The 26,650-nt window shown below is 63.3% G+C and carries 20 protein-coding genes; 5 read left to right on the top strand and 15 right to left on the bottom strand.

The annotated features are described in order from the left end of the window. Positions 1 to 2: 2 nt before the first annotated feature. The 15 genes from C8261_RS04960 to flgB form a co-directional block, all read right to left on the bottom strand. Entirely contained in the window at positions 3 to 767 is a 765-nt protein-coding gene (locus C8261_RS04960) for a TylF/MycF/NovP-related O-methyltransferase (protein ID WP_107492557.1), read from the bottom strand. Then, positions 767 to 2,899 carry a tetratricopeptide repeat protein gene (locus C8261_RS04955; RefSeq protein WP_107492556.1) on the bottom strand — a complete coding sequence of 711 codons (2,133 nt, stop codon included), beginning with the start codon at positions 2,897 to 2,899 and terminating at the stop codon, positions 767 to 769. The genes C8261_RS04960 and C8261_RS04955 overlap by 1 nt, the downstream gene beginning before the upstream one ends. Then, positions 2,896 to 7,395, bottom strand: a complete 4,500-nt coding sequence (locus C8261_RS04950) for an O-linked N-acetylglucosamine transferase family protein (RefSeq protein WP_107492555.1) — start codon at positions 7,393 to 7,395, stop codon at positions 2,896 to 2,898. Before C8261_RS04950 ends, C8261_RS04955 begins: the two co-directional genes overlap by 4 nt. A gap of 765 nt (positions 7,396 to 8,160) precedes the next feature. Continuing rightward, positions 8,161 to 11,274 carry a hypothetical protein gene (locus C8261_RS04945; protein ID WP_146161645.1) on the bottom strand — a complete coding sequence of 1,038 codons (3,114 nt, stop codon included), beginning with the start codon at positions 11,272 to 11,274 and terminating at the stop codon, positions 8,161 to 8,163. Between the two features lie 211 nt (positions 11,275 to 11,485). Beyond that, complete coding sequence (gene flgL, locus C8261_RS04940) at positions 11,486 to 12,859, bottom strand: flagellar hook-associated protein FlgL (RefSeq protein WP_107492553.1); 1,374 nt, start codon at positions 12,857 to 12,859, stop codon at positions 11,486 to 11,488. 11 nt (positions 12,860 to 12,870) lie between these two features. Next, on the bottom strand, positions 12,871 to 14,877 hold the full coding sequence (gene flgK / locus C8261_RS04935) for a flagellar hook-associated protein FlgK (RefSeq protein ID WP_107492552.1): 2,007 nt from the start codon (positions 14,875 to 14,877) through the stop codon (positions 12,871 to 12,873). Positions 14,878 to 14,962: 85 nt separating this feature from the next. Further along, on the bottom strand, positions 14,963 to 15,952 hold the full coding sequence (flgJ, locus tag C8261_RS04930; protein ID WP_107492551.1) for a flagellar assembly peptidoglycan hydrolase FlgJ: 990 nt from the start codon (positions 15,950 to 15,952) through the stop codon (positions 14,963 to 14,965). Positions 15,953 to 15,962: 10 nt separating this feature from the next. Beyond that, positions 15,963 to 17,084, bottom strand: a complete 1,122-nt coding sequence (locus C8261_RS04925; RefSeq protein ID WP_107492550.1) for a flagellar basal body P-ring protein FlgI — start codon at positions 17,082 to 17,084, stop codon at positions 15,963 to 15,965. A gap of 23 nt (positions 17,085 to 17,107) precedes the next feature. Then, the gene (locus tag C8261_RS04920; protein WP_107492549.1) at positions 17,108 to 17,806 is read right to left on the bottom strand and encodes a flagellar basal body L-ring protein FlgH; all 699 of its coding nucleotides are present in this window, start codon (positions 17,804 to 17,806) and stop codon (positions 17,108 to 17,110) included. A 10-nt stretch (positions 17,807 to 17,816) separates the two neighbouring features. Continuing rightward, positions 17,817 to 18,599 (bottom strand): flagellar basal-body rod protein FlgG, encoded by a 783-nt coding sequence (gene flgG, locus C8261_RS04915; RefSeq protein WP_107492675.1) that lies wholly within the window; start codon positions 18,597 to 18,599, stop codon positions 17,817 to 17,819. A gap of 201 nt (positions 18,600 to 18,800) precedes the next feature. After that, positions 18,801 to 19,535: a flagellar basal-body rod protein FlgF gene (gene flgF / locus C8261_RS04910; RefSeq protein ID WP_107492548.1), complete on the bottom strand. Its 735-nt coding sequence runs from the start codon at positions 19,533 to 19,535 to the stop codon at positions 18,801 to 18,803. A 25-nt stretch (positions 19,536 to 19,560) separates the two neighbouring features. Continuing rightward, positions 19,561 to 20,943 (bottom strand): flagellar hook protein FlgE, encoded by a 1,383-nt coding sequence (gene flgE, locus C8261_RS04905; protein WP_107492547.1) that lies wholly within the window; start codon positions 20,941 to 20,943, stop codon positions 19,561 to 19,563. A gap of 15 nt (positions 20,944 to 20,958) precedes the next feature. Further along, positions 20,959 to 21,633, bottom strand: coding sequence for a flagellar hook assembly protein FlgD (locus tag C8261_RS04900; RefSeq protein WP_107492546.1), 675 nt, complete (start codon positions 21,631 to 21,633; stop codon positions 20,959 to 20,961). A gap of 43 nt (positions 21,634 to 21,676) precedes the next feature. Continuing rightward, positions 21,677 to 22,087 (bottom strand): flagellar basal body rod protein FlgC, encoded by a 411-nt coding sequence (gene flgC, locus C8261_RS04895; protein ID WP_107492545.1) that lies wholly within the window; start codon positions 22,085 to 22,087, stop codon positions 21,677 to 21,679. A 16-nt stretch (positions 22,088 to 22,103) separates the two neighbouring features. Further along, entirely contained in the window at positions 22,104 to 22,505 is a 402-nt protein-coding gene (flgB, locus tag C8261_RS04890) for a flagellar basal body rod protein FlgB (protein ID WP_107492544.1), read from the bottom strand. Positions 22,506 to 22,767: 262 nt separating this feature from the next. On the opposite strand from flgB, the gene flgA reads away from it, so the two are divergent. From flgA to C8261_RS04865, 5 genes are all read left to right on the top strand, one after another. Further along, complete coding sequence (gene flgA, locus C8261_RS04885) at positions 22,768 to 23,469, top strand: flagellar basal body P-ring formation chaperone FlgA (protein WP_107492543.1); 702 nt, start codon at positions 22,768 to 22,770, stop codon at positions 23,467 to 23,469. 101 nt (positions 23,470 to 23,570) lie between these two features. After that, on the top strand, positions 23,571 to 23,885 hold the full coding sequence (flgM, locus tag C8261_RS04880) for a flagellar biosynthesis anti-sigma factor FlgM (RefSeq protein WP_107492542.1): 315 nt from the start codon (positions 23,571 to 23,573) through the stop codon (positions 23,883 to 23,885). Continuing rightward, a complete protein-coding gene (locus C8261_RS04875) occupies positions 23,882 to 24,352 on the top strand; it encodes a flagella synthesis protein FlgN (RefSeq protein WP_268987171.1) in 471 nt (156 codons plus the stop codon). The genes flgM and C8261_RS04875 overlap by 4 nt, the downstream gene beginning before the upstream one ends. A gap of 79 nt (positions 24,353 to 24,431) precedes the next feature. Continuing rightward, a complete protein-coding gene (locus tag C8261_RS04870; protein WP_107492541.1) occupies positions 24,432 to 26,411 on the top strand; it encodes a DNA topoisomerase IV subunit B in 1,980 nt (659 codons plus the stop codon). Next, the gene (locus C8261_RS04865; protein ID WP_107492540.1) at positions 26,408 to 26,617 is read left to right on the top strand and encodes a hypothetical protein; all 210 of its coding nucleotides are present in this window, start codon (positions 26,408 to 26,410) and stop codon (positions 26,615 to 26,617) included. The genes C8261_RS04870 and C8261_RS04865 overlap by 4 nt, the downstream gene beginning before the upstream one ends. The last annotated feature ends 33 nt before the right edge of the window (positions 26,618 to 26,650 follow it).

The raw sequence follows: 26,650 nt of genomic DNA, 5'->3' as shown, positions 1-26,650 counted from the left end.
CCCTACCTCTTGATCACGAAACCCTGCGACGTGGGAAGCGGGAAAACCTTGTAGCCGCGCTGACCGAACCAGTTATCCTCCGCGGCCTTCTGAGCACGATAGAAGTACATCTCGTAATCATCAAGAATGATCATGCCGCCCGGCACCACTCGATCAAACAAGGCCTCCAAAGTGGCGATCTCTGCCGGCGCCTGATTGAGATCGATGTGCAGATAGGCGATCCTCTCTGGTGCTCCCTGCTCAAGCACTTCCGGCAGATAGCCCTTGAAAATCCGCACATTGGGGTAGCCAGCAAAGCGCTCCACGACCTGTTGATGAAGTTGAGGGCCATGTGAAGGCATGGGATGATTCACCGAGTCGGCCTTGTGCTCGAAGAGGTCGTACAGCCAGAAGGTCTTGGGAAACTCCGGGCCGCCAAGGTAGTCGAGCACGGTCTTGGCACCTACACCCTCGTAGGCACCGCATTCGACAAAATCACCGTCGAGGTGACTGCAGTGGTAGCCGGCCATGGCCAAAATGTAGCGTCGCCAGAGGATGGCCTCATCGGAGGAGGAGACAATGTTCTGCTGCCATGCATCCATGAAGGGCACATCGCGAACCATGGAATTGTTACGCTGGAACACAAACATGTTGTCGGCGAAGTGGTAGGCCCCGGTCATCTTAGCCGCCACCCGCATCAGATCCGCGAAGAGCTCCGGTTCCTTGGTCCCCCAGAACACCGGAACAAAAAAGTTGACCTGATCATCCTGCTCGAACTTCTGCGCCATCACGCTCCCCCTGCAATCGTAGATTGATCAATCACTCGCTCCAGCATTCGACCGCCAGCCTGGACTTCCCACATTCTCCAAAACGCTGCCTCCAGCGCACGCGAGAACCGCCCCGCATCGCACAAAGCCGACGTGGTGAGGCGATCACGCATCCCGCTACGCAGAGAGGCCAACTCAGCAGGCCGCGAGACAGCCCGTACTGCGAGATCGACATACTCATCTACGGAACGTGCAATCCAACCATCCAGCCCGGCGGCATGGAGCACTCCCGCCCCCTGACGAGTGATCAGAGAATCTCCGGCCAGGGTGACAGTCGGCACGCCCATCCACAGGGCCTCGCAGGCTCTTGCGGCAGAGGAGAATGAGATGCTGTCAAGCACGACATCAACGTCACGGTAAGCGGCAAGGTAATCGGCAAAGCTGGAGGTTCCATGGAAATCCACACGAGCCGGGTCAAGCCCGCAGGACTGCAACTGGGTGCGAACGGCCGCGACGGTGGGAGCATAGGCAAACTCTCTGGCCTGCAAGCGTAGACGGGCACTCGGCACTGAATTCAGCACCCGCGCCCACAGCACTAGAGTTTGATCGCTCAGGGCAGACAGTCTCTGGAAGCTGGCGAAAGTTGGAAACGCCGTGCGCAGCAACGGAAGCTCCGACACATCCGGCGCATCGTCCGGCGGTGTGAAGCACAGACGGGTATCCGGCAGGTAGCAGATCTGCTCGGTGAAATGGGCCCGCAGACTCTCCGGCAAACTGACGCAATCGCCAATGAACCAGTCCATCTGCTGCACCCCTGTAGTAGCAAAATAGCCCGGCCAGCTCACCTGCACAGGGGCAGGCTTACGGGCAAATACCGGCAAGCGGTTGTCTGCACCATGACCCGCCATGTCGATCAGCACATGTACGCCGTCAGCATGAATTCTGGCCGCTGCCGCATCATCGTCCAGCCCCCTGATCGGCTGCCATCGATCGCATTGCGCGCGAAATGCTTCGGTGAGTTCGTCCCCGGAATCGTTGGTGGGATAGGCAATGATCTCGATCTGGCTGCGGTCAAGCGCGTGCAGTACGCCAAGCGTGAAGTAAGCAATCGGGCCACGACGCAGACCACCAGAAACCAGGCCAATCCTCAGACGAGCCGGGGCGGGGTCGCAACCCCACTCAGCGTAAGGCCCGGCACCGGCACCACTAAGGCTCTCACCATACCGGCGGGCTTCGGTCAAGCACATCTGCGGAGTGATCCTCTCCGACTCATTCATCGCATTTATCAGGTTGCTGTGCGCGGCATAAAAACCAGGCCGCAGCGCCAGTGCCCGCCGATAGCAGCTTTGGGCTTCGATGAAGCGCCCCTGGGTCTGCAAGGTGTTACCAAGATTGTTGAACGCTTCCGCACTGTCGGGCAGCAACTCGGTAACGCGCCGCATGGCGACTTCAGCTCCGGGCAGGTTCCCCCCTTGTTGCAACACCAGCCCAAGACTGCTGAAAGCATCGACATGGTCGGGACACTGCTGCGTGATATGGACGAATACCTTCGCCGCATCACCCAGGCGCCCTTGGCGATGAAAGACCTGGCCCAGCAGAAGCTTGACTTCGAGATCATCCGGTTGCACAGCCAACTCTTGTTTGAAAGAACGCTCTGCCTGTTCAAGCTCTCCACGGCGCAGTTGGATCTCTCCAAGCCCACGGTGGATACGCGGCGACCCTGGCTGCAGGCTAAGCGCCCTCAACAACAGGGGCTCGGCCTCACCCTCACGACGCGAACGTACCAAGTAAACGCCCAAGGCACTCAGCGCTGCGGACAGATCCCGATCGATTGCCAGCGCGCGACGCAAAGCCTCTTCTGCCTCCTGGGCCTTCTCTTGCTCCAGCAGGAGGATGCCCAGGTTGGTCCACCCCTCCGCATCCCGGGGTTGCAGATCAAGTGCCCGCCGTAATGCCGGCATGGCCTCGCCGCGCCGCCCCAGTGCCAACTGCGCGAGCCCATGCGCCTTCCAGCCAAAAGCGTAGGCAGGATACTTCTCGAGCAGTATTGCACTGCGTTCAAGCAAACTTTGCATCTGGCCTTGCGAGAACAGCGCGATGAGCTCCTCGTCCGCATTGCCATCAGGCAGTGCCTTCATCTCACTTTCCGTCATGCGGACATCTCCTGATAGTTCCGGCTACGGGCATACTCAGCCCACATGTTCCACAAAGCATCTTCAAGCTGGCGGGCAAATTTTGGCGTATCAAACAGTGCTGTCCTCACCAGCCGCTGACGCATGTTTGCACGCAACGCTGCCAGACCGTTGACATCACGCGCCAGCGCCAGCGCACGCACGACGTAGGTATCAACGTCTTCTACAACCCAGTCGTGCAATCCTGCCGCTGCCATCATGCTGGCCCCTTGCCGGGCGATCAGCGTATCGCCACACAAGGTCAGCGTTGGCACGCCCATCCACAAGGCCTCACAGGTGGTTGTGCCACCTGTATACGGGAACGTGTCAAGGATCATATCGACTTCGGCATGGGCCGCCAGATAGTCCTTCCGGCTAGTCCCGGGGTGCAGCGCCGCTCTCTCGGGGTCAATGCCGCAAGCAGCAAGCCGCTGGCGCATCTGCTGCCTGCCTTCCGGATCGTTGAAGTGGCGGGTCTGCAGGCGAAGTCGGCTTCCAGGCAAGGCCTCCATCACTCTTGCCCAGACACGCAACACCTCATCATTAACCTTGCTTAGATTCTGAAAACAGCCAAAGGTGATGACGCCTTCGGTCAACGCCGGCAAAGGGGAAACGGACGGAGCGTTGAGCGGCGGAGTAAAGCACAGCCTGGTATCGGGGAGATACCAGATGCGCTCGCTGAAATAGCACTGATGCGACTCCGGCACCGTAACGCGGTCGGCAATGAACCAATCGATCTGCGCAACCCCGGTGGTAGCGAAGTATCCCGGCCAACTTACCTGAACCGGTGAAGGCTTACGCGCAAACACCCCCAGCCGGTTGTACGCCGTATGCCCGGAGAGATCGATCAACAGATGTACGCCGTCCTTGCGAATGCGCTCGGCGGCCGCATCGTCACTCAACGCCCACAATGGTCGCCAAGCCTCAAAGCTGCTCTTTAGCTGCTCAGTAAACACATCGCTGCGGTCGACCGTCGGATAGGCGATCAACTCGAGACGTTCGCGGTCAAGCACCGGCAGGATACCCTCGAGAAAATAGCCCACCGGGTGGGCACACAGATCACCGGAAACAAAGCCAACCCGCAAGCGGCGCGGACGGTCGTCGAGATCCCAATCGCTGAAGGGGTGACCAGCTTGGTGTGCGACCCGCTCGCCGTAGGCGAGCGCCTCTTCGAGCAGGCGTTGTGGATCGTCCTCAGCAGCGTAATTCATTGAAAACAATAGATTGCTATTTATCTCAACCCACTCTGGGCGCAGTTCCAAGGCACGTCGGATGCAATCAAGCCCCTCGTGCAGGCGCCCTTGACCCTGCACTGCGGTGCCAAGATTGCAGTAGTGCTCGGCCATCTCCGGTTGCTCGGAGATGGCTTCACGGTAGAGCTGCTCGGCTTCAATATGGCGATTGCACGCCAGCAGCACCAAGCCCAGTACTCCCTTTGCACGTTGGTGGGCAGGATCCAGGCTGAGTGCGTAACGCAGGGCCTTTTCCGCCTCTTCGTGGCGCCGTCGCTCATAGAGCAAATTCCCGAGCCGATAATGGGCCTCGACATTGTTTAAACCCAGCTCTGCCGCACGCTCGAAATGCACTTGCGCTTCGGCAAGCTTCTTCTGCTTCCACAGAGCCTCGGCAAGCCGCAGGTGGAGATCGAAATGCTGCGGATGTAACGCCAAGGCGTCCTGCAAGGCAGCAATGGCCTCATCCAGGCGATCCAACCGAAACAACGCGGCGGCCAGATTGACTACAGCATCTACATCGGCCGGATCAATCTCAAGTGCCTGGCGATGGCAGACGACGGCTTCCTCGTAACGTTCCAGTTCAAAGTAAACCAAGCCAAGATTACTTACTGATTCCACGTCTTCGGGCAGCAGCTCAACGGCACGCAGCATTGCTGCCAGAGCTTCGTCATGCCGCTGCAGCGTTTTGCAGGCCACGCCGAGCACCTTCCAACCAATTCCATAGGCAGGAAATCGTTCGGTCAACAGTCGAGCGAAATCGACCAATGGCTCGTGCCGCTCATCGCGAAACAGCGCCACCATCTCGGCGATCTCCGCTTCACTTGGCATGTCTGTTTCAGCATGGGCGTGCTGGTCGGCGACGCATTCCATGGCAAGGGGAGACGAACACAGGGCTATCTCACCGGCCGCCTCCCACATTTCCATGAGTGCCTGTTCGAGGTTGCGCGCAAAACGGGGGGTATCGAACAATGCGGTACGAAGCAACTGCTCCCTGAGGCTGCCGCGAAGGCGCGACAGCACCTCTGAGTCGGCAATCAAAGTAGCAGCCTTGGCAACGTAGTCTTCTTCGGACTGCGCGACCCAATCGGGCAGACCTGCGGCCTCCAGTATACTGGCGCCCTGCCGGCCAATAAGCGTCCCGCCCTGCAGGGTCAGCGTCGGCACCCCCATCCACAGTGCTTCGCAGGTAGTGGTACCACCTGTGTAGGGAAAGGTATCGAGGATCGCATCGACCTCGGCATGTGCCCGCAGATAACTCTGACGCCCGGAGGGTGGGTGAAGATCAACACGTTCAGTGGCAATCCCTGCTGCAACTAGACGCTTGCGCAAGCGCTCCATTGCCCCTTCATTGCGCAACTGATGTGACTGCACCCGAAGTCGGGCCTGAGGAATCGTCGATAGAACACGCGACCACAGTTGCAGGACATCGTCGGTCAGTTTGTTGAGATTCTGGAAGCAACCATAAGTGGGGTAGCCGTTGACGAGCAGCGGAAGCGGCGCAACCGGCGGTGCATCAACAGGTGGTGTAAAGCATAGCCGGGTGTCCGGGAGACGCCAGACGCGCTCGGTAAAGTAGCCCTCATCCTCTGCAGGCGCCGTGACCGGATCGGCAAGAAACCAGTCTATCTCCTCAAGCCCAGTGGTCGCAAAGTAGCCCGGCCAAGTCAACTGCACCGGCGCCGGCTTGCGTGAGAACACACCCAGCCGGTGGTGAGCAGTGTGCCCCGACAGGTCGATCAGCACATGAACGCCATCAGCATGAATACGAGCAGCAGCCTGCTCGTCATCTAACCCGTAAAGCGGGTGCCAGGCCGCAAAGCTCGCCTTGAGCTGTTCGGTTAACACATCGCTGTCACGACTGGTCGGGTAGGCGACAAGCTCGAACCGTTCACGATCCAAGACCGGCAGGATGCCTTCGAGAAAGTAGCCAACCGGGTGCTTACGCAGATCGCCCGAGACAAATCCGATCCTCAGCCGCTGAGCCTGCGGATTGACTGCCCATTCCTTATAAGGCCCGCGATGGCGAGCAGCGAGCTTGCGCCCGAATGCACGGGCGCTCTCAACCATTCGCGCCTCGTTTCGGATGGCGGCGTAGTTCAAGGTATAGAGCAGACTGCTGTGTACGTCGAGGCTCTCCGGAGCAAGTACCATCGCCCGCTCGTAAAACGTCGCAGCCTCTCCGGGGCGACCGTCAAGCAGAGCCAGCCTGCCCAAGCCCTCGTGCGCCCCAGGCAATCGCGGGGCCAGTTCCAACGCACGCTGATAGCCCGCCTCGGCCTCTCCCAAGCGCCCCATCTCTTGATGGACACTGGCAAGTTGCGCCATGCACTCTGCAAAGTCCGGACGTAGCGCCAGCGCCTTCCGGTAGCAAACCTCGGCTTCGGGCATTCGCTCCTGCTTGACAAAGACCAACCCCAGGTTGCTGTGCAGGAGGGGATCTTCTGGTTGGCGCTTGATGAGTTCGCGCAACTGTGTCTCGGCCTCAACGTAGCGTCCCAGGTCACGCAGAACGATAGCCAGATTACGCTGTGCCGCAGCAAAACCAGGCTGCAGCCGCAGTGCCCGACGAAAGCAGTCCTCCGCCTCACGATGGCGCCGCACCTTGTGCAGCATGGAGCCCAGGTTGTTGTGGGCCTCGGCGTCATCGGGAAGAAGCTCGATGCAACGCTGCAGGACCGGAATCGCTTCCTCAGCGCGATCACCGACCAGAAGCGCTACGCCCAGCGCTTTCCAGGCAACAGCAAAACTGGGAAAGTGCTGAAGCAGATGGCGGGCATGTGCTTCGAATTCTTGATGGCGATTCTGGTTGTACAACTGCGTTAGGCGCTGAACCTCTGACTCAGCCGGCGTGCGGCCGACTTCATCGCGCATCCGTTCAAGCTGACGCACACGTGGTGCCAGCACCTCCTCTGCAAAACCACGCTTGCGGGCATGGGCGAGAACACTCTCAGCCAGACTGCTACGCCCGACGTGGAGCAGTGCGTCGATATAGACCAACCAATATGGCTGTCCATCGGGTGCTGCCTCACAAGCGGCTTTCAGCAAGCTCAAGCCGGCATCGACATCTCCCTTTCCGAACAGCAGCAGACCGAAGTTGTAGCTGACTCCGGGGTTTGCAGGCCACTCCACCAACAATGACTGATAAGCCTGCGCAGCCTCGTCCAGTCGACCCGCCTGATGATGGGCGACAGCCTCCTTGAAAGCCTGGACAAGTTGGCCCTCATCTCTTCTTGCAGTGGTCATGGCTATCAAAACTCAGCTATCAAGTTGATGAAATTCAAGCCTGCACGACTACTCAACGCCCCTGATAATAGAAGCACGCGTTGCGCAGACGTGGATCGCCCCCTCCCTCCCCCCCGCCACCGCACAGGGATGCAAGCTGATCCCGGCTTGGCGGCACGGGCAGTCGTCCACCGAGAGGTGAGAACGGCGAGGCCGGCGCGGCACCCGGCAATACTGCCAGGGCAGGCGCCGCAAGTAATGGAGGTGCAGGCTGAGGAGCCTGTACAGCGCCGGGCTGCGGTGCTCCGGACTGATCGATCGGACCCGGCACTACAGCAGCGGGTTCGAAGTTCAGTGTCGTCTGCCCATCAAACGACATTGCTGCCACCACTGCACCGCCAGTTGGAATGATCGGGCGCCGTGGATCAACTGCACTGGAACGATGCTGAACCGCACCCCCCCCCTTGTCCTCATGCATCGTGGATTTTCCAATCCAGAACCCGAGCAGACTGCCTACGATAGGGCCTGCAGGGTGAGCCGTCAAAGCCCCACCGAGCAACCCTCCCACCAAAGAGCCCGCGCGCTTGCGATCAGCAAGGTACTCGCTGGCGAACACCCCGACGGAGTCCAGCAATGAACCGTCGTCGGCCCCATAGGCCGGTGTTACGGATATCAGGGTCAGGAACCAGAGGCTACCGACACGCCCCCGAGCATGCCGTAATCGCACGGTGACTGGTCTGGCGCATGACTTCACCGAGGAATGATCGCATGACATTTGCCCCTCCCTCATCGTCTGGCGGGATCGACGGTGATGCAACTGCCGCCTCGCGCCTTGATTGACCGGCAGGAGGCCTCAGCCGAGAGGCGTCCTGGAGACATCAATATGCGATGCAGGACGCCGCGCGCATCAGTGGCCAACGCGATGATCTGGACATCTTCACTTCCGACGAGAGTACGGGAGCGCATGAGTCGCAGGGCATTCTCTGCGTTATCGACGCTACTGTAGGCGCCGAGTTGAACAATACGCCCATCACTGCCCACCGCAGGCATCCTGCCCCGGGTCTGCGCCGTGTGAGCAGCAGGCCGAACTGCGGCAGTCTGTGCAACCTGGGCAGGAACAAGTGGTTGTTCGGCGGATACATCAGCGCTTACCAGTGGGGAGAGCTGCGCAATGGGAGCCAGCGAGCTTGCGGCAACACCGTTTTCCCTCGCGATCAACTGCAAACCGCTCCTGTAAGGGGACGCTTCACTAATCACCACGGAAAGAGACTCGCTATTTGCGCCACGCGCGCCCCCAAACCTCAGCTGATAGGTTCCGAATGGAATGCCGTCAAAGGCGAAGAAGCCATCATGCGCACTGGCCTTGAAAGCGTAAACAGACCCCTTGGCATCAATCAACTCCACGAGAGCGCCGGCAAGTGCTGAACGGCTACTGCCACGCTGCGCATGGACCCGCCCCTCGATCTCACCGGTAAGCACGACCGGGAAGTCGATCAGCGTTGTAGTCGCTGGACGGGCGAGCACGGAGTTTCCTCCATGCAACGCCCTCATGGATGGGTGAGGCAACGTCTTCTCGTCAACCAACACATCAGTAGGCCGGTCGGAGAACAGGCCGGTAAGCTGGGCGACGCCCTCTCGATCAGTCTCTACGTTGCGCACTGCTTGCGGAGCGACGACCTTGACGCCAGGTAGCGGCGTATCACCTTCCGTGAAAGTTCCGCTGCCATCCCGGTCGAGAAAGACCCGTGCGATGACCGTCCCGTTGCCCGCCAGAGAGCGACCACTAAAGAGCACACTCGGTCGATCCGGCCTTGGTCCCATGGACATGGTCAGGTAGACGAAGCCACTGTATTCCCCATCACTGTCGTAGCTCAGGCGCGGACTGAGGGTGAACTGTGGCAAGCGCCAGTTGAAGCCCGCAGTGAAGCGCGTCAGGTCGCGCAAGGGATCGTGACTGAGGCCAAAGTTCATCGTCATGTCTTGCGCTACGCGCAAATTGCTGTCGATGTAATAGCGGGTGATGTCACGATCAGGACGCAACATGTAGTTTGAGCCCCCGCGGATGGACAATGGACCGGTGCGAGTAGTGAAGAATACGTCGCCGTACAAGGCATTTTCGCGTTGAACCGCTCCGGAGCCCTGTTCGTACTGGTCATAGACTAAGTTGCTGCCAAAGTGCACGCCCGCAGCAAAACTGGTAAAACCCGCCGAGTAAGAGTTGTAGCGGGAGTCATTGCTGCGATTGTGGCTGACCGCAAACCTCGTATTCACGGTTCCCACCGGGCCAGTGACAATCACACTCGTGCGGCTGCTGAGATTGCGCACCTCTTCATCGCTCTCATTCTGAGGAATGTAGTTGGCGAAGTGAGAGTGTACGAAGCGCGTATCAAAGCCCCACAACCTGACCCCTCCGGGGAGATGCAATGAGGCGTCCCAACGCGTCCCTCCGCTTGGTCCCCGCGTGCCGTCGAGACCAAGCGTAGCCGGACCAAGCCCCAGACGGGTACCCAACATGAGGTAGTTGCGCCTTTGATCATCAATAACGACGCTGTTCCAGGCCGCACGCACAGACATCTGCTGCAGCACACGCAGGTCAACCCCCGCCGCGTAGCGCAGGCTGCCACGATTGCTCACCGGGTCAATTCCTGACTCGTGTTCGGTCGGGCTGGCGTCGTAGAGTTGCTCGCCCTTTTGCGAAACGGCAAGTTGATAGCGTACGCTACCGGGCTGATCTGGAGTAAGACCGCTGAAGCGGCTCACCTTCTCACGACGCTCCTCACCATTCGGGCCATAGAAAACGAGTTCAAACTGGTTTTCTCCAAACAATGGCTCAATGTTCTCAAAAACATAGCGCCCATCAGGCCCGACGGTCTGAAATCCCACTCGCATGCCGTTCTGGAACAGTTCAACATCCCAGCCTGTGAGCGCATCGCCGACGATGCGGATGGTATCACCGTCGATAAGATCGTCACGACCGACCGCCGACCCGCCCCCCTGGATCAGGATGCCCCGCTCCGCAGCACTCCCCGCCACGCCCGCCACTTGTGGAGGGACGATATCGCCAACCTCGACATAGCGCAGACCCAATGGCCCATTCAGACCATCGCGTGAAAGGCTGGCACGAAAATCACTCAGCGCATCATCTTTGTTACCGCTGAAATACACCCGCGAATCCATGTAGGCGACATCACCAGCCAGAAGGGCTGAGTAGTTGATGCCGGTGCGCGGACGTCCGCTGTCCTCACTACGATGGACGGAGTAACCGATACCGAGATCAAGCGCATGCGGACCAAGCGCTCTATAGGAGTTGTCCACCGGCGGCAGACTTGCCGGCCCCACGGCACTGACCTGCGCACCCTGGCGGCGCCGTGCCTCACGCGCCTGCACCGGCAACATCTCTCGTGGCTTGACAGCAATCGACAAAGTGCTCATCTGCAGTTCGAGATCGGTCGGAAACCAGCGCGCCAGGGTATCCATGGCCACGAAAATGCCGTCACTGCTGGCGACCACTTCATCAGCGGTAAAGCTCCGCACCTGCCCGTTGATCGTCACCTGACGCGTTGCCAAGTCAAGTTCGAAACGACGATCCTGCGACAGGAACCAGCCGCTGGCCAAACCAGTGGCTGAGTTCACATCAATGGGAAACTCCAGCGCACCGCCAAGCTCGGCGAGCGACACCAGCACTTTCCCCTGGTGGCGGTAAGCAGTAATGGAAGATGCCAGACGCTGGCGTTCAAGCATGACGTCAAGCAGCAGCAGGTTGTCTTCATCAAGCGGCGCGGCGTACACGGGTGGAGTCGCGACGAGCAAAGCGCACGCCAGCACCGCGGCACGACATACCCGGCCCGGCCTGTGCAGGTACCCCGCCTGCGATCCCAGCAATGACAATATATTGTCCATCCTCTTCTCCCACCCGCCCGCGCGGTGACGGCACTGTGTCCGGACAAGGCACTCTTGCCTGATTGCATTGTGTAACGCAGAGCGCAAGGAGAAGAGCTCGATAAAAGGTGTTTTTACCGGTCAATTCAAGGGCTGGACATGGGCCCCTTGCCCCTTTCAACGGGCGAACGGCAGTGACACACTTTGCCCCACGCCGTGCGGGCACGAGGCCTCAGATGTAGTTGAACAGCGACATGTTGGAGACCTTCATGAAGGACTGCTGGGCGGCCTGCAGGTAGGTCTGCTGCTGGGTGAGGCGGGAGATGGCCTCGACGTAGTCGACGTCCATCAGGCCAGAGATCACCTCGGCGTACTGCAGGTTGAGGTCGCTGCCGAGGTTGGCGAGGTTCTGCGTCTCGGTCATCTGCGAACCGATCTGCGCGCGCACCTTGAGAACGTTCTCCTGCCCGGCGTCCATGGTCTGCAGCGCGAAGGCGACCACGCCGTTGACGCCCGAGGCGCCCGGTCTTTCCAAGGCGCCGGCAAACATGGCGACGTTGTTGAGCAGGTTGGTCGATGGCACGAAGATCTCGAAGCGGTCGCCGTCGGCCACTTCGTCCTTCACCGTACGCGCCTCCTGGGGGGCATCGAGAGGCACGGGCTCGGGGTCGCTGGGTAGCGCGATGGTGAGCCCATCGACGCTGATCTGGTAGGGCAGCGGCGGCGCGGCGGTGGGGTCCGGGGTGTAGGTGATGGTCTTGCGGTCTGCGGAAAGGGTATAGCCGTCGGGCACGACAAAGCCGGTGGCCGGCGGCGTGGCGGGCCACATCTGTTCGAGCTCGGCGTCGGTCCACGGCACATCCTTGCTGTCCTGGCCGAGGCGTTCGATGCTGTAGGTGCCGGGCAGCGCCGGATCGGGCTGGCTGTAGGAGATCTGGTAGCGCGTGGCCTGGCGTGCGGCAAGCGGATCGACCGCGCTCACCGCGAGGGTCTCGCTGCCACCGTTGTCGGCGTTGCCGTAGAGCAGCACGCTCTGCTCGTCGATCGCCAGGGTGCGGTCGAAAACTTCCGAGCCCGGCAGGCTGACCGGCATGTAGCGCGAGGCGGAGACCTGGATGGTGCGTTCGCCCTGGTCGCCCTCGTAGCTGATGCCGGCGAGGTTGCCGGTGTAGGGCTGGGTCTGCGCGCGGTAGCCGGCGAAGAGGTAGTCACCCATGCCGTCCTTGGTATTGGCGAGCGCCACCAGCGCCTCGAACTGCGACTTCATGTCGCTGGCAATGTAGTTGAGGTCGGTCTGGGTCATCGCCCCGTTGCCAGCCTGCACTGCACGCTCGCGGCTGTAGTGGAGGATGTCGCCAACACCGGTAAGGGTAGACTCGAACATCTTCATGGCGTCATCGGCATAGCCGATGTTGGTCATGAACTGGGTGTTGACGCCCTTGGACTGGCCGACTTCGAGCGCGCGCGCGGCGGCGATGGGGTCTTCGGCCGGAGTCAGCACACGCCGTCCGGTGGACAGCTGCTGCTGGGTCTTGAGCAGGTCGCCCCACTGCTGCTGCAGCGAATTGACGCCCTTGTCGTAGATCATGCTGGTCGAGATGCGCATGATGCTTCTCCTTAACGCGCGATCGACAGGACTTCGTCGAACATGGTCTGGGCCACCGACATCACCTTGGCTGCGGCCTGATAGGCCTGCTGGTAGCGGATCAGGTTGGCGGCCTCTTCGTCGAGGTTGACCCCGGAGAGGGAGTCCCGCGCATCCATGGCCTGGTTGAACAGGGATTCCTGCGCCTTCAGGTTCACCTGCACCTCGCGGGTCTTGTTGCCGACCTGGGTCACCATCTGCGCATACACCGACTGGAAGGTTGCCGTCGGCGTGCCGTCGGCACTGGCGAGCATCTGCTTGGAGGTCTGCAGCGCGCCCAGGGCGACGGCATTACGGTTGTCGGCAGTCCCCGCCTCGGTGGGGCTGAAGCGGAAGGTATCGGTCCCGGTGGGCGAGCCCGACAGGGTGAATTCGAAAGTGTAGGTGGTGGCCGGGTCGAGCGGATCGGGGGTCACCGTGGCGGTGAAGGTGCGCCCCTGGGTATCGCTGCCGAGCGAATAGGTCGCCGGCGTCAGGGCGACGGTAGCGCCGCCGGAGCTGGTCAGCGACAGGGTGTAGTCGTTGACGCCGGCGAAGCTGAGGGTGAGATCGCCGAAGTCCGGCACCCCGGCGGTGGTCACCGGCATGCCGCTGACGTCGACGACACGGATGTTGCTGATCGCGCCGTTGCCGAGATTGGACAGCGGCGCCTCCGCCGACACCGGCCCGCCGGCGGCGATCTCGCGCGGATCTGAGATCGCCACGCCGATGTCGCGGGCGGCATAGCGCGTGGGCTGGATGAGCGCGGTGCGCCCGTCGGCCAGCGTCGCCGCGCTGACCGCGATGTTGAGTCCGTCCTGAGCAAAGGTATAGTCGGTCGCCGGGGCCACCGGCGGCGTGGCGGCAAACTCGGCGCCATCGGCAAGACGCTTGAGGGTGAACACGCCGCCGACGTTGCGCAGCTCGTAGTCGCTGGAAGTCAGGCCGGCAATGTTTGCCGCATCGTAGCTCACGCTTGCCGCCCCCAGCGGCATCACGGCGGCCTCGGGCACGGCGAAGAAATCCTTGCCCAGCACGCCGGACAGATCCACACCCAGGGTGTGCTGAGAATTGAAGGCCACAGCCAGACCGATGGCGATCTGGCCAAGGGTATTCTGCGCCGTGTCGAGGGTTTCTGCACGGAAACCCAGCAGTCCGCCGAGGGTGCCGCCGGTGATCAGGCTCTCCGGCAGGATGGCGGCAATGCCGTTTTGCGCCACCAGGGCGATGGCCGTGCGCTGCGGGTCGTTGGGGTTCTGCACCGCGCCCAGGGTGTTGGCGGTGTTGCCCACCACCAGGCCCTGGCCGGTGCCGATGAAGACGCTCAGCGAGCCGTCGGTTTCCGTCACGGTGCTGGTCTTGACCAGCTTGTTGAGTTCGGCAACCAGTTGTTCGCGCTGGTCGAGCAGGTCGTTGGCCGCCACGCTGGGGCCGGCAACCTGCGACTGCGCGATGCGGCGGTTCATCTCGGCGATGGCGCCCGCCATCATGTTGATCTGCGCCACCGTGGACTTGATCTCGCCCTCGACGCCCTCGCGCACCTCGGTGAGCCGCGCATCCATGGTCTTGAAGCGCGACACCAGCGCTTCGGCGGAAGAGATCAGGGCCTGGCGGGCAGCCACGCTGGTGGGGTTGGAAGCCACCTCTTGCACGCCGGCAAAAAAGCCCTCCATCACCGAGGAGAGGCCCGACGAGGCATCGGCGAGCAGGTTGTTGATCTGGTTGATCTGCTGGTTGTAGGCGGTGTATTCGGCCACCTTGGTGCTGGCATTGAGCACCTGGCCTTCGAGGAATTCATTGTACGAACGGGTGACGGCGGCAATCTGGGTACCCTTGCCGAAGAAGCCCGCGCCGGTGAATTGCGGCGTGGCGTTCTTCTGGATCACCGTCTGGCGGTGATAGCCCTCGACCCCGGCATTGGTGATGTTGTGCCCGGTGGTCAGCAACTGCGCCTGGGCGGCATTCAGACCGGTAAGTCCGATGGATAGCAGGCCCGACATGATGATTCCCCTGATTCGCGATGGTTCAGGCAGATATCAGCAAGATCCTTGCCAGCCTGAAAGCGGCAATTTCAGCCGCGCCCGCTCAGGCGCCCAGGGCATTGCGCAGGGTGGGGCCGCCGATGACGCGGGTGAGCTTGTCGGCGTACAGCGGATCGGTGGCATAGCCGGCCTGCTGCAGGCTGCGCGCAAAGCCGCCGGCAGTGGTCTGGCCGAGCACTGCGCTGTAGCGCGGGCTGTTGGCGAGCAGGCGGGCGTAGTCGTCGAAGGCCTCGGCGTACGAGGCATAGCTGCGGAAGCGCGCCTCTTCAGTGTAGGGGCGGCCATTGGCGTACTCGGTGACCCGGCGGCTGACCGTCTCGCCCTGCCAGCCGGCGCCGGCCTTGATGTTGAAGAGGTTGTGGCTGGAGCGGCCGTCGGCGTGGCGCAGCACCTTCTCGCCCCAACCGGTTTCCAGCGCCGCCTGGGCGACCATGAAGTGCGCCGGGATGCCGGTGCGCCGGCTCGCTGCTTCGGCATGCGGCCACAGCTCGGCGACGAAGGCGCCTGCACCGCTGGCCCGGCTGCCGTCAGCGTTGCGCACCTGCGCGGCCGCTTCGAGCTGGCCAATGAGGGCGCCGACCGGATCGTCCTCGCTGCTGCTGCGTGCTGCGGCCTGGCGGGCCAGCGCAGCGGCATTGCCACTCTGGCGGATCACCCCGGAGAGGTCGAAACCGCGTTCTGTTCCCGGCCCGCTCGCCGACAATGCGGCATCGGCACCCTGACGTGCGGCGTTCAGCCCTCCGAGCTGGCGGAACAGGGCCTCGCCGAGGCCGTTGTTGCCACTGTGCGCCATGTTCAAGGCCAGTTGCTGGTCAAGCAGGGACTGGTAGGTCTTGCTCTGCTCGCTGTCGAACATGCCGGTGCCCAGCGAGGCTTCGCGCATCGACTTGAGCACCATCTGCATGAACAGGGCCTCGAACTGGCGCGAGGCGGCACGCAGGGCTTCCGGCGAGTTGGGATTCTCGCGCGCCAGCCGTTTCAGATCGCCCAGTGAGTTGGGATCGAGGGCGTTGAGCTGGAAACCGTTGCTCATCGCAGCGCCCTCAGATCACCTCAAGTTCGGCGCGCAGCGCACCGGCGGACTTCATCGCCTGCAGGATGCTGACCAGGTCCATCGGCGTCGCACCAAGGGCATTGAGGGCCTTGATGACGTCGGCGAGGTTGCTGCCGGCCTGCACATTGACCAGCTTGCCGGGCACCTGTTCGATGACGACCTCACCGCGGTCGGTGATCACCGTCTGTCCCTGCGAGAACGGCGGCGGCTGGTTCACCTGCTGGTCGTTGATCACGCTGACGGTGAGGTTGCCATGGGCAACGGCGACGTTCTGCAGCATCACGCGCTGGTTCATCACCACCGAGCCGGTGCGCGAATTGACCACCACACGCGCGGCCTGCTGCACCGGAGTGACGGTGAGCGCCTCGAGCTTGCCGAGAAAGGCCACGCGCTCGGAAGGATCGATCGGCGCGCGCACCTGCACGGTCCGGCCGTCGAGCGCATGTGCAGTGCCCGGCGCGGTGGCAAGGTTGATGGCATCGACCACGCGGCGGGCCGTGCCAAAGTCGGTTTCATTGAGCTCCAGGGTGACAAAGTCACCGTGACCGACCATGGTCGGCACGCCGCGCTCCACCGTCGCTCCGCCGGGAATGCGCCCTGCCAGCAGGTGGTTGATGGTCTGCGCCGCGCCGCCGGCCTGCGCACCGGCACCGCCGACCAGCATGTTGCCCTGGGCGACGGCATACACCTGGCCATCGGCACCCTTCAGCGGGGTCATGATCAGGGTGCCGCCGCGCAGGCTCTTGGCGTTGCCGATCGACGACACGGTGACGTCGATCTGCTGGCCCGGACGGGCAAAGGGCGGCAGGTTGGCGGTAACCATCACCGCAGCAACGTTCTTCAGCTGCAGGTTGGTGCCAGCGGGCAACTGCACGCCCATGTTGCCGAGCATGTTGATGATGCTCTGCACGGTGAACGGCGTCTGCGTGGTCTGGTCGCCGCTGCCGTCGAGGCCGACGACGATGCCGTAGCCGACAAGCTGATTGTTGCGCACCCCGGCGATCGAGGTCAGATCCTTGATACGCTCGGGAGCGGCCTGCGCGCCGGCGGCAAACAGCAGGCTGCCCAGGCAGCAGGCCAGCACTGCGGAACGGAAGCTGAGCCGGTTCATGATGAAGCTCCTGTGCGCGGTGTTCAGAACGGGAAGATGGCCACGAAGAAGCGGTGCAGCCAGCCCATGGTGTTGTGTTCGTCGATGAAGCCGCTGCCCTTGTATTCGATGCGCGCGTCGGCCACCTGGGTGGACTGCACGGTGTTGGCTGCGGTCACCACGCTGGGATTGACCACCCCGGAGAAGCGGATGAATTCGTCGCCCTGGTTGATGGCGATCTGTTTCTCGCCGGAAACCAGCAGGTTGCCGTTGGGATAGACGTCGATGACGGTGACGGTGATGGTGCCGTTGAAGACGTTGTTGGCCGCTGCCGCACCGGAGCCCGAGAAGCTCGAATCCGCCCCGGCCTCGACGTTGAGGCCCTGCAGTTCGCCGAGCAGCTTGTTGACCGAGTTCAGGCGCGGGATCACCGGTACCGTGGTGATGCCACCGGTCATGCCGGAGTTGCGCCCTGCCGAGGCGTTCGCGCTCTTCTGCGCGGTGGTGCGTTCGACCAGGTTGATGGTGATGATGTCGCCGACCATGCGCGCGCGACGATCCTCGAACAACGGCCGCGACTGCGCCGCCTGGTAGATCGAGCCGTTCATGCCCGCAGTCTGCAGCGGCGCCTCGGGGCGCACGGAGGTGGGCTGATGAACGATGGTGGGAGGCTTGTCGTACATCGCGGCGCAGCCGGAGAGCAGGAGCAGCGCGGCACAGGCAAACGGGACGGACAGTTTCATGATCGCCTCCTCAAAGCTGGGTCAGGCGGCCGAGCATGGAATCCGAGGTCTGGATGGCACGCGAATTCATCTCGTAGGCGCGCTGGGTGACGATCATGTTCACCAGTTCCTCGGCCACATTGACGTTGGATGTTTCCACGTAACCCTGATTGATCACCCCGGCGCCATTGGTGCCCGGCTGGTTGGGCGTAGCCACGCCGCTGGAGGCGGTTTCCAGGAAGAGGTTCTCCCCGGCGCTCTGCAGCCCACCTGAATTCACGAAAGTGGCCAGCTGAATGGCCCCCACCTCTACCGGCGTCACCTGCCCGGCCTGCAGCACGCTCACCGTGCCATCCTTGCCGACGGTGATGGTCACTGCGTCGGCGGGAATGTTGATGTTGTCGGCAAGCGGGTAGCCGCTGGCGGTGACCACATTGCCCTGGTTGTCGAGCTGGAAGGCGCCGTCGCGGGTGTAGGCGGTGGTGCCGTCGGGCATGGCGATCTGGAAGAAGCCGTTGCCCTGGATGGCGACATCGAGCGAGCCACCGGTCTGCTGCAGGCTGCCCTGGGTGAAGATGCGTTCGGTGGCCACCGCGCGCACGCCGGTACCGATCTGCAGTCCGGAGCCGACCTGGGTCTGCTGGGTGGTCTGCGCGCCAGGCTGGCGGATGGTCTGGTAGAGCAGATCCTCGAACACTGCACGCTGGCGCTTGAAGCCGTTGGTGGAGACGTTGGCGAGGTTGTTGGAGATCACGTCCAGCGAGGTTTGCTGGGCTTCCAGCCCGGTACGGGCGGACCACAGTGAGCGGATCATGATGGGTTCCTCGTTCGCAATGCCGTCGCAGGGCGCCGGCGTGGGTAGCATGGTGTTCACTCTAGGCCGGCAGGGCTTGCGGCCATCCTGCGATTAACCTTGCAAAAACCGTGCTAATCACGCGACTGCGCAACTCCCCCGGCGTCAACGACGAGGGCGGCCCCACGGGGCCGCCCTTCTTTGGCTCGCGCAAGGGCGCGCTCAGCGCACCGAAAGCACCTGCGTGGCGGCGCGATCGTTCTCCTCCGCGCTCTGCAGCATGCGGGTCTGCATCTCGAACTGGCGGCCGAGCGAGATCATCGTCACCATCTGCTCGACGACGTTGACGTTACTGCCTTCGAGGTAGCCGCCGGCAACTTTTACCGCTTCATCGGCAGGCTGTGCCGCCCCGTCGCGGGTGCGGAAGAGGCCGTCGTCGCCACGCACCAGTTCGCTCTCCGGCGGGTTCACGAGCTTCAGCCGGTCAACCACGTTGATGACGTTCTGCCCGGCTTCCTTGGCAGAAATGGTACCGTCCGCGCCGATGCTGATCTCGGCGTCCGGCGGCAGGGTGATGGGCCCGCCCTCGCCGATCAGCGGCAGGCCGCTGCGCGTCTGCAGCACGCCGTTGGCACTGACCTCCAGACTGCCGTCGCGGGTATAGGCCTCGCTGCCGTCGGGCATCTGCACGCTCAGCCAGCCCTTGCCTTCCACCGCGACGTCGTACTGGCGGCCGGTAAACTGCAGCGGCCCCGCGGTGAAGTCGGTGGCGACGCTGGCATCGACGACGAAGGCGCGGCTGCGCAGCGCCTCGGTCTGCACTTCCACCGCGCGCAGCTTGTGCATCTCGGTACGAAAACCGGTGGAGGTGGCATTGGCGAGGTTGTGCGCCACCGCCGCCTGCTGGTCCATGGTGCCCTTGGCACCGGTCATTGCGGTATAGATCAGGCGGTCCATGAGATGGCCTCTGCGAAATCAGGACTCAGCGGATGTTGACGATCGTCTGCAGGATGGAGTCCTGCGTCTTGATCGACTGTGCGTTGGCCTGGTAGTTGCGCTGCTGGATGATCATGTTGACCAGTTCCTGGGTGAGGTCGACGTTGGACTCCTCGATCTGGCCCGAACTGACGATGCCCAGCACCCCGGTGCCCGGAGCGCCGAGAATGGCCTGACCGGAGTCGTAGGACTCCGCCCACAGGTTGTTGCCCAGCGAGGTCAGCCCCTGAGCGCTGGCGAAATTGGCCAGCGAGAGCATGGCCAGATCCTTCACCTGTCCGTTCGAGAAGGTGCCCTGGACGATGCCGTTGGAACTCACCGACAGGCCGGTCAGCGAACCGGTGGTGTAGCCATCCTGACGCGGCGCGGTGGTCACCGCCGAAGCGGTGTTCCACTGTGTGGAGGCCCTCATGTCGAGGGTCATGTCGAAGTCGTCGGCGCCGGTCTGCAGTTGTGCCGCGGTGCGGCTGAAACCGAACTGGGCAAGCTGCGCGGTGGGAGTAACGCCATCGGCCTCGAAGGAGGCAACCGGCACCCCGAAGGCGTTGAACTCGATGCTGCCCAGACGCTCCAGCGGCTCACCGGTCGACTCCGCGGGGTTGAGCGGATCGGGGACCACGTCATTGCTGAGGCGGCCGTACACCGACCAGGTGTTGGGCGCCACGCCGGTAAGCGGGTCGTTCTGGTTGCGCACGTAGTAGAGGTTGAGCAGCGAGGCATTGCCCAGGCTGTCATACACCGTCATCGTGGTGGTGTAGTTGTAGGCATCGACCGGGATGCTCACCGGATTGGAGATACCGGTGGCAAGAAAGTTGGTGATGTCGGTGCCGACCGGATCCTGATTGAGCGGGTTGCGCAGCTTGGAGTCGAGGTTGACGCCCAGCGAACCGGTGGTGGTCTCGCGCGGCTGGATGTTGCTGGTGTCGATGTAGATCGCCGTCGGCTCACCGGCGAACACCGTCGGGGTGACGTTGCTGTCGATCGCCGCGTAGCCGGTAAGCCGGTCGCCGGTGGCATTGATGATGAAGCCGTCACGACTGACGTCGAACTGGCCGTTGCGCGAGTAGGCAACGGTGCCGTCGCTGCGCTCGAGACGGAAGAAGCCATTGCCGTTGATCGCCATGTCGAGCGGGTTGTTGGTAGCGGTGACATTGCCCTGGGTAAAGCTCTGCGTCACCGCCGCAACCCGCGCACCGATACCGATCTGCAGTGAGGACACGCCACCGGTCATTGCCGTGGCGTACATGTCGGCGAAAATGGTGTTGCTGGCCTTGAAGCCCACCGTACTGGCGTTGGCGACATTGTTGGAGATGACGTCGAGCGCCTTGGCCGATGAGTTGAGTCCACTCAAACCTTGCTGGAATGCCATGATCGCTGCTCCGGATCAGAGAATCTGCTTGATGTCGGCCATCTTGAAGATGCCGAGATCGCCTACTTGAAGGTCGGTGCTGCTGGCACCGCGGATGACGCTGGTCACCGCACCGAACTGCAGCGCGCGCGAGACCACGCTGTCATTGCCCTGGGTAGCGGTGACGGAGACGGTATACAGGCCGTCGGCAGCGCGGCTGCCATCCTTGGCGGAACCGTCCCAGATGTAGTTGTGACTGCCGGCATCGACACCGGCAAGCTCGACGGTGGATACCTCGATGCCGTTGGCGTCGCGGATCGACAGCACCACCTGGTCAGCCGGACCATCGAGCTCGAAGCCGCCCACGGCACCGGCCTCGGTAAGCATCAGATTCTTGCCCTCGACCAGCACCCCGCGCCCGACCAGGGCGGCGGCGGCCAGACCGTCCGAGCTTTCCTGCGCGCTGACCAGCTTGCTCATCATGGCGTTGAGCTTCTCGATACCCTCGACCGTGGACAGTTGCGCGAGCTGCGAGGTGATCTCGGCGTTCTCCATCGGATTCATCGGGTCTTGATTCTGCAGCTGGGTGGTCAGCAGCTTCAGGAACTGCGTCTTGTCCCGATTTGCGGCGCTGGTGTCCTGGGTGTCCTTGCGCGCAAGGCTGGCCAGGATGTCCTGTGCGCTTTGGGTGGCGTCGCTTACGGTGCTCATTCTCGTTCTCCGGCTGTCAGCAGCATGGTTTTCCGGTCGGTGCTTACTGACCGATCTGCAAGGTCCGCTGCAGCAAGGTTCGTGCCGTACTCATGACCTCGGCGTTATTCTGGTAGGCGCGGGAGGCGGAAATCATGTTCACCATCTCCTCGACGACGTTCACGTTTGGCATCTCGACATAGCCCTCGGCATTTGCCGCCGGGTTGTTGGGCTCGTACACCAGGCGCATCGGCGCCGCGCTCTCGACAATCTGGGTAACCTGCACGCCCACCGAGCCCTTGCCGGCACCCTCTACCTGACGGGCGGCAAAAACCACCTGCTTGGCCTTGTAGGGCTGCCCGTCCTCGGCAATCACGCTGTCCGCGTTGGCGAGGTTGGAGGCGGTGGTATTGAGGCGCACCGACTGCGCACTGAGCGCCGAACCGGCGATGCCGAAGACATTGAGCATGCTCATGATCGCCTGCCCTCCCTTACTGGCCCGAGATTGCGCGCTGCATGCCGCTCAGCAAACCATTGATGAAGGTCACGCTGGCCTCGTAATGGATCGAGTTCTCGGCAAATGCCGCGCGCTCGACGTCCATGTTGACGGTATTGCCATCGACAGCCGATTGCAGCTCGGTGCGATACAGCGTGTAACGCTCCAGCGGCAAGGCATTGACCCCGGTGAGATGCGCGCTGGAGGTCGTGGACAGCGCAAGCGGCGTGATCTTGTTCATGGCAGTCTGCAGCGCACCGCGGAAATCGATGTCGCGTGCCTTGTAGTGAGGGGTATCGGCGTTGGCGATGTTGGAGGCCAGCAGCTGCTGCCGGTAGGCCTGCACATTGAGTGCGGTCTGGTGGTTGCGCAGGCTGTTGTCGAGCAGGGTCTTCATGGCATCACCTCTTCGTTACGTGCCGTCCCGCGGTATCCCGGCGGGTCGGCAACAAGGTCATTGCAGCTTCCATGCCAGCCATCTTAGGCGCCTGACAGCACTGCCCTTGAGCCGAACAAAGGTGAAAAAACCGGCCAATTTGGCCCCTTGCCGCAAGCCCACGGCAATCCTTGCCGGCAGGGCCTGCCGCCCTTCGAGGCCGTACCCACGGCCGCCGCCGCAAGGGCTTGCCCCGCGGCCACGCTCGTGTTGCAATGAACCCATGCTGCCCTTCACTGCTCACGCCCGCCTCATGACCGGCGTCCTCGCCGGTGCCCTGTGCGTGCTCCCCGCGCTTGCCCAGCAAGCCACGGAGCCTGTGCGGGCGGCCGCGCAGGCTCTGCTGGAAGCCGAAACGAGCGGCCTTGCCGGCGACTTGCGGATCACCGTCGGCGAGATGGACGCCAACAACCGCCTGCCCCCCTGTGCCGAACTTCAGGCTTTCTTTCCTGCCGGTGCGCGCGCCTGGGGGCAGACCAACGTCGGCGTACGCTGCGAATCGCCGGTAACGTGGACCGTCTATCTGCCTGCACGCGTCGAAGTGCATACCGACTACCTCGTGCTCGCACGCCCGCTGCGCCCCGGCCAGATCGTCGGCCTTGCCGACCTGCGGCGGGTCAACGGCGATCTGGCCGCACTGCCGGCCAACACGCTCACCGACCCCGCCCAGGCCATCGGCCACCACGCCCGCATCGCTGTCGCCGCCGGTGCGCCGCTGCGTGCCGACCACCTGCGCCTGCCGCCGGCAGTGCGCCAGGGGCAGACCGTACAGGTGGTCAGCAGCGGTCCGGGGTTTCGCGTCTCCAGCGAAGGACGGGCGATCAACGGCGCCGCGGAAGGCGAGCCCGTGCGCGTGCGCATGCCGGGAGGGCAGGTGATCAGCGGCATCGCGCGCGCCGGCGGGGTCGTAGAGGTGGGGTTTTAGGGCATGAGCGCAAGCGCGCAAAAAAAGTTTTTCGAATTCGTTAAAGTTTTGCGGCCGGCTGCCGAAGTAACATACAGACAGAACTCATCCGGAGTACGACCGTGAAAATCGAAGGTGCCGTGAAGTCGCTCGGCGGCCTGGCCGCCAACGACAGCAAACCGCGCCCGCAGTCCGGCCAGGGCCAGGCAGCCCCGGCCGCGGGCGACAAGGTACAGATCTCCTCGCTCTCATCCAGCCTGCAGAAGGCCGAGGCGGCAATATCCGCCGCGCCGGTGGTGGATAGCCAGCGTGTTGCCGAGATCCGCCAGGCGATCAGCGAAGGACGCTTCAAGGTCGACGCCGACCGCATCGCCGACGGCCTGCTCGACAGCGTCCGCGAATTCCTCGGCGACGCCCGTAGCGGCGCTGGCGGGTGAAGCAGACCGAACAGCTGCAGTTTGCCAACCTCCTCGACATGGAGGTGGCGCAGTTGCGCACTTTCGTCGCCCTGCTCGACCGCGAGGAAGCCCTGCTGGTCGCCGGCGACGTCGATGCCCTGGTGAGCCTCGCCAAGGACAAGACCGATCTCTACCACACCCTGCAGCGCCTGCACGATGCCCGTGCCCTTCTGCTCGGCCGCAACGGCCTCGACAGCTCCGCCGACAGCATCGTCCGCGCCTGCGAGGGCATGCCCGCCGCGCTTGCGCGCTGGCAGGAAGTCATCGAACTCGCCCGTCAGGCCCGTGAGCGCAACAGCGTCAACGGCAAGCTGCTGATCGAGCGCATGCAGCACAACCAGCGTGCGCTGGCGATCCTGCAAAGCGCCGCCGATCGCCCGCCGCTCTACGACGCCGCCGGCAACACCCGCCCCAGCGGCGGCGGCCGCATCCTCGGCAGCGCCTGAGCGCCTGCCGGCGCGCGCCCCTTCCCTTCCCCCCGCTCCCGCCTTATCCTTGCGCCCGTCCTACACCGACGGGTCCGCGATGACTGGCAAGCAGCAGCAATACGACGAATCCTCCTTCCGCGTACTGAAGGGGCTGGAGCCGGTGCGCGAGCGCCCCGGCATGTACACCCGCACCGACAGCCCGGCGCACATCATCCAGGAAGTCATCGACAACGCCGCCGACGAAGCACTGGCCGGCTTTGCGAAGAAGATCCATGTCACCCTGCACCTGGACGGCTCGGTGTCGGTGGCCGACGACGGTCGCGGCATCCCGGTCGGCCTGCATCCCGAGGAAGGTGTGCCGGTGGTGGTGCTGGCCTACACCCGGCTGCACGCCGGCGGCAAGTTCAACAAGCGCGAAGGCAACAGCGCCTACGCCTTCTCCGGCGGCCTGCACGGTGTCGGCGTGGCGGTCACCAATGCGCTGTCGACGCGCATCGAGGTCGAGGTCAAGCGCGAGGGCAAGCAGTACGCCATCGAATTCAGCGCGGGCGGCGAGCACATCGGCGCCCTGCAGACGGTGGGCGACTGCGGCCGCCAGAGTGGCACCCGGGTGCGGGTATGGCCGGATCCCAAGTATTTCGACACCCCCAAGGTCCCGCTGAGCGAGATCGAGCGTCTGCTGCGCTCCAAGGCAGTGCTGCTGCCCGGCGTTGGCGTGCAGCTCGACATCGAGCAGGCCGCCGGCCCCGCGCTGAGCAAACGCTGGAGCTACCCGGAAGGCCTCGCCGGCTACCTCAAGGAGCAGGCCGGCGATCTCGAGCCGGTGGCGCCGATCTACACCGCCGAAGGCTATGCCGGCGCGGACGACGCCAACTTCGCCAAGGGCGAAGGCGCGGCCTGGGCGATTGCCTGGTTCGAGTCCGCAGTACCCAGCGAATCCTATGTGAACCTCATCCCCACGGTGGCCGGCGGCACCCACGAATCCGGCCTGCGCGCCGGGGTGTTCGAGGCGGTGAAGTCCTTCATCGAACATCACGCGCTGCTGCCGCGCGGCGTCAAACTGCAGCAGGAAGACGTGTGCGGACGCATGAGCTTCGTGCTCTCGGCGCGCCTGCTCGACCCGCAGTTCCAGGGCCAGGTGAAGGAGAAGCTCAACTCGCGCGAGGCGGTGAAGCTGGTTTCCGGCCAGGTGCGCGACCCCTTCGAGATCTGGCTCAACAACCATGTGGAGGCCGGCAAGGCGATCGCCGAACTCTCCATCCGCCAGGCCCAGGCGCGGCAGAAGAGCGCGCAGAAGGTCGAGCGCAAGAAGAGCTCGGGCGTCGCGGTGCTGCCCGGCAAGCTCTCCGACTGCGAATCCGAGGACATCGCCGACAACGAACTCTTCCTGGTGGAAGGAGATTCCGCCGGCGGTTCGGCAAAGATGGCGCGCAACAAGGAAACCCAGGCCATCCTGCCGCTGCGCGGCAAGGTGCAGAACGCCTGGGAGATCGACCCCGACCGCCTGCTGGCCAACGCCGAAATCCACGACATCGCGGTGGCCCTGGGCGTCGATGCGCACAGCGCCGACAGCGCGCCGGATCTGTCCGGCCTGCGCTACGGCAAGATCATCATCATGTCGGACGCCGACGTGGACGGCGCCCACATCCAGACCCTGCTGCTGACCCTGTTCTTCCGCCACTTCCCGAAGCTCATCGAGCGCGGCCACATCTACGTCGCCCAGCCGCCGCTGTACCGCATCGACGTGCCCGCCCAGGGCAAGAAACGCCCGGCGCGCCGCCTCTATGCGCTCGACGAAGGCGAACTCACCGCGATCCGCGACCGCATGGTGCAGGAAGGTTTCCGCCCCGAAGCCATCGAAGTCGGCCGCTTCAAGGGCTTGGGCGAGATGAACCCCGACCAGCTGCGCGAAACCACCATGGACCCGACCACCCGCCGCGTGCTGCCGGTGGCGGTGCGCCCCGAGGCGCTGGAAGACACCCTGCGCATGTTCACCCTGCTGATGGGCAAGGGCGAAGCGTCGGGACGGCGTGCCTGGATGGAGGAAAACGGCGACAGCGTGGAGGCAGACGTATGAGCGCCGATGGCGAAAGACACCGCCGCAAGGCCGGCCGTCCGGTCACTGCATCGCCACAGTCCCACTGGGACGGGCTGTTCGGTGCGCCGGCGCAGCTCGAACCCGGCCTCAGCCTGAGCCGCGATCAGACCCTGGTGCTTGAACGACGGATGGCTTGGCCGGAAAGCCCCAGGAGGCCGACCGAGCAGGCCGGCACGGCGTCCTGAGACGAGCGCCCGTATGAGCCTGGCCCTGCCCGC

It is taken from the genome of Pseudothauera lacus, from assembly GCF_003034845.1.
Taxonomy (GTDB): domain Bacteria; phylum Pseudomonadota; class Gammaproteobacteria; order Burkholderiales; family Rhodocyclaceae; genus Pseudothauera; species Pseudothauera lacus.
This window is presented reverse-complemented; position numbering and strand designations above follow the sequence as displayed.

Bases quoted from the DNA above. Each gene is read 5' to 3' on its own strand.
- flgG (WP_107492675.1), bottom strand. From the start codon at position 18,599: ATGATCCGCTCACTGTGGTCCGCCCGTACCGGGCTGGAAGCCCAGCAA.
- C8261_RS04865 (WP_107492540.1), top strand. From the start codon at position 26,408: ATGAGCGCCGATGGCGAAAGACACCGCCGCAAGGCCGGCCGTCCGGTC.
- C8261_RS04870 (WP_107492541.1), top strand. From the start codon at position 24,432: ATGACTGGCAAGCAGCAGCAATACGACGAATCCTCCTTCCGCGTACTG.
- C8261_RS04900 (WP_107492546.1), bottom strand. From the start codon at position 21,633: ATGAGCACCGTAAGCGACGCCACCCAAAGCGCACAGGACATCCTGGCC.
- flgL (WP_107492553.1), bottom strand. From the start codon at position 12,859: ATGCGCATCTCGACCAGCATGATCTACGACAAGGGCGTCAATTCGCTG.
- flgA (WP_107492543.1), top strand. From the start codon at position 22,768: ATGCTGCCCTTCACTGCTCACGCCCGCCTCATGACCGGCGTCCTCGCC.
- C8261_RS04925 (WP_107492550.1), bottom strand. From the start codon at position 17,084: ATGAACCGGCTCAGCTTCCGTTCCGCAGTGCTGGCCTGCTGCCTGGGC.
- flgK (WP_107492552.1), bottom strand. From the start codon at position 14,877: ATGTCGGGCCTGCTATCCATCGGACTTACCGGTCTGAATGCCGCCCAG.
- C8261_RS04955 (WP_107492556.1), bottom strand. From the start codon at position 2,899: ATGACGGAAAGTGAGATGAAGGCACTGCCTGATGGCAATGCGGACGAG.
- C8261_RS04960 (WP_107492557.1), bottom strand. From the start codon at position 767: ATGGCGCAGAAGTTCGAGCAGGATGATCAGGTCAACTTTTTTGTTCCG.
- C8261_RS04920 (WP_107492549.1), bottom strand. From the start codon at position 17,806: ATGAAACTGTCCGTCCCGTTTGCCTGTGCCGCGCTGCTCCTGCTCTCC.
- flgB (WP_107492544.1), bottom strand. From the start codon at position 22,505: ATGAAGACCCTGCTCGACAACAGCCTGCGCAACCACCAGACCGCACTC.
- flgJ (WP_107492551.1), bottom strand. From the start codon at position 15,952: ATGAGCAACGGTTTCCAGCTCAACGCCCTCGATCCCAACTCACTGGGC.
- C8261_RS04950 (WP_107492555.1), bottom strand. From the start codon at position 7,395: ATGACCACTGCAAGAAGAGATGAGGGCCAACTTGTCCAGGCTTTCAAG.
- C8261_RS04945 (WP_146161645.1), bottom strand. From the start codon at position 11,274: ATGGACAATATATTGTCATTGCTGGGATCGCAGGCGGGGTACCTGCAC.
- flgC (WP_107492545.1), bottom strand. From the start codon at position 22,087: ATGAGCATGCTCAATGTCTTCGGCATCGCCGGTTCGGCGCTCAGTGCG.
- flgF (WP_107492548.1), bottom strand. From the start codon at position 19,535: ATGGACCGCCTGATCTATACCGCAATGACCGGTGCCAAGGGCACCATG.
- flgE (WP_107492547.1), bottom strand. From the start codon at position 20,943: ATGGCATTCCAGCAAGGTTTGAGTGGACTCAACTCATCGGCCAAGGCG.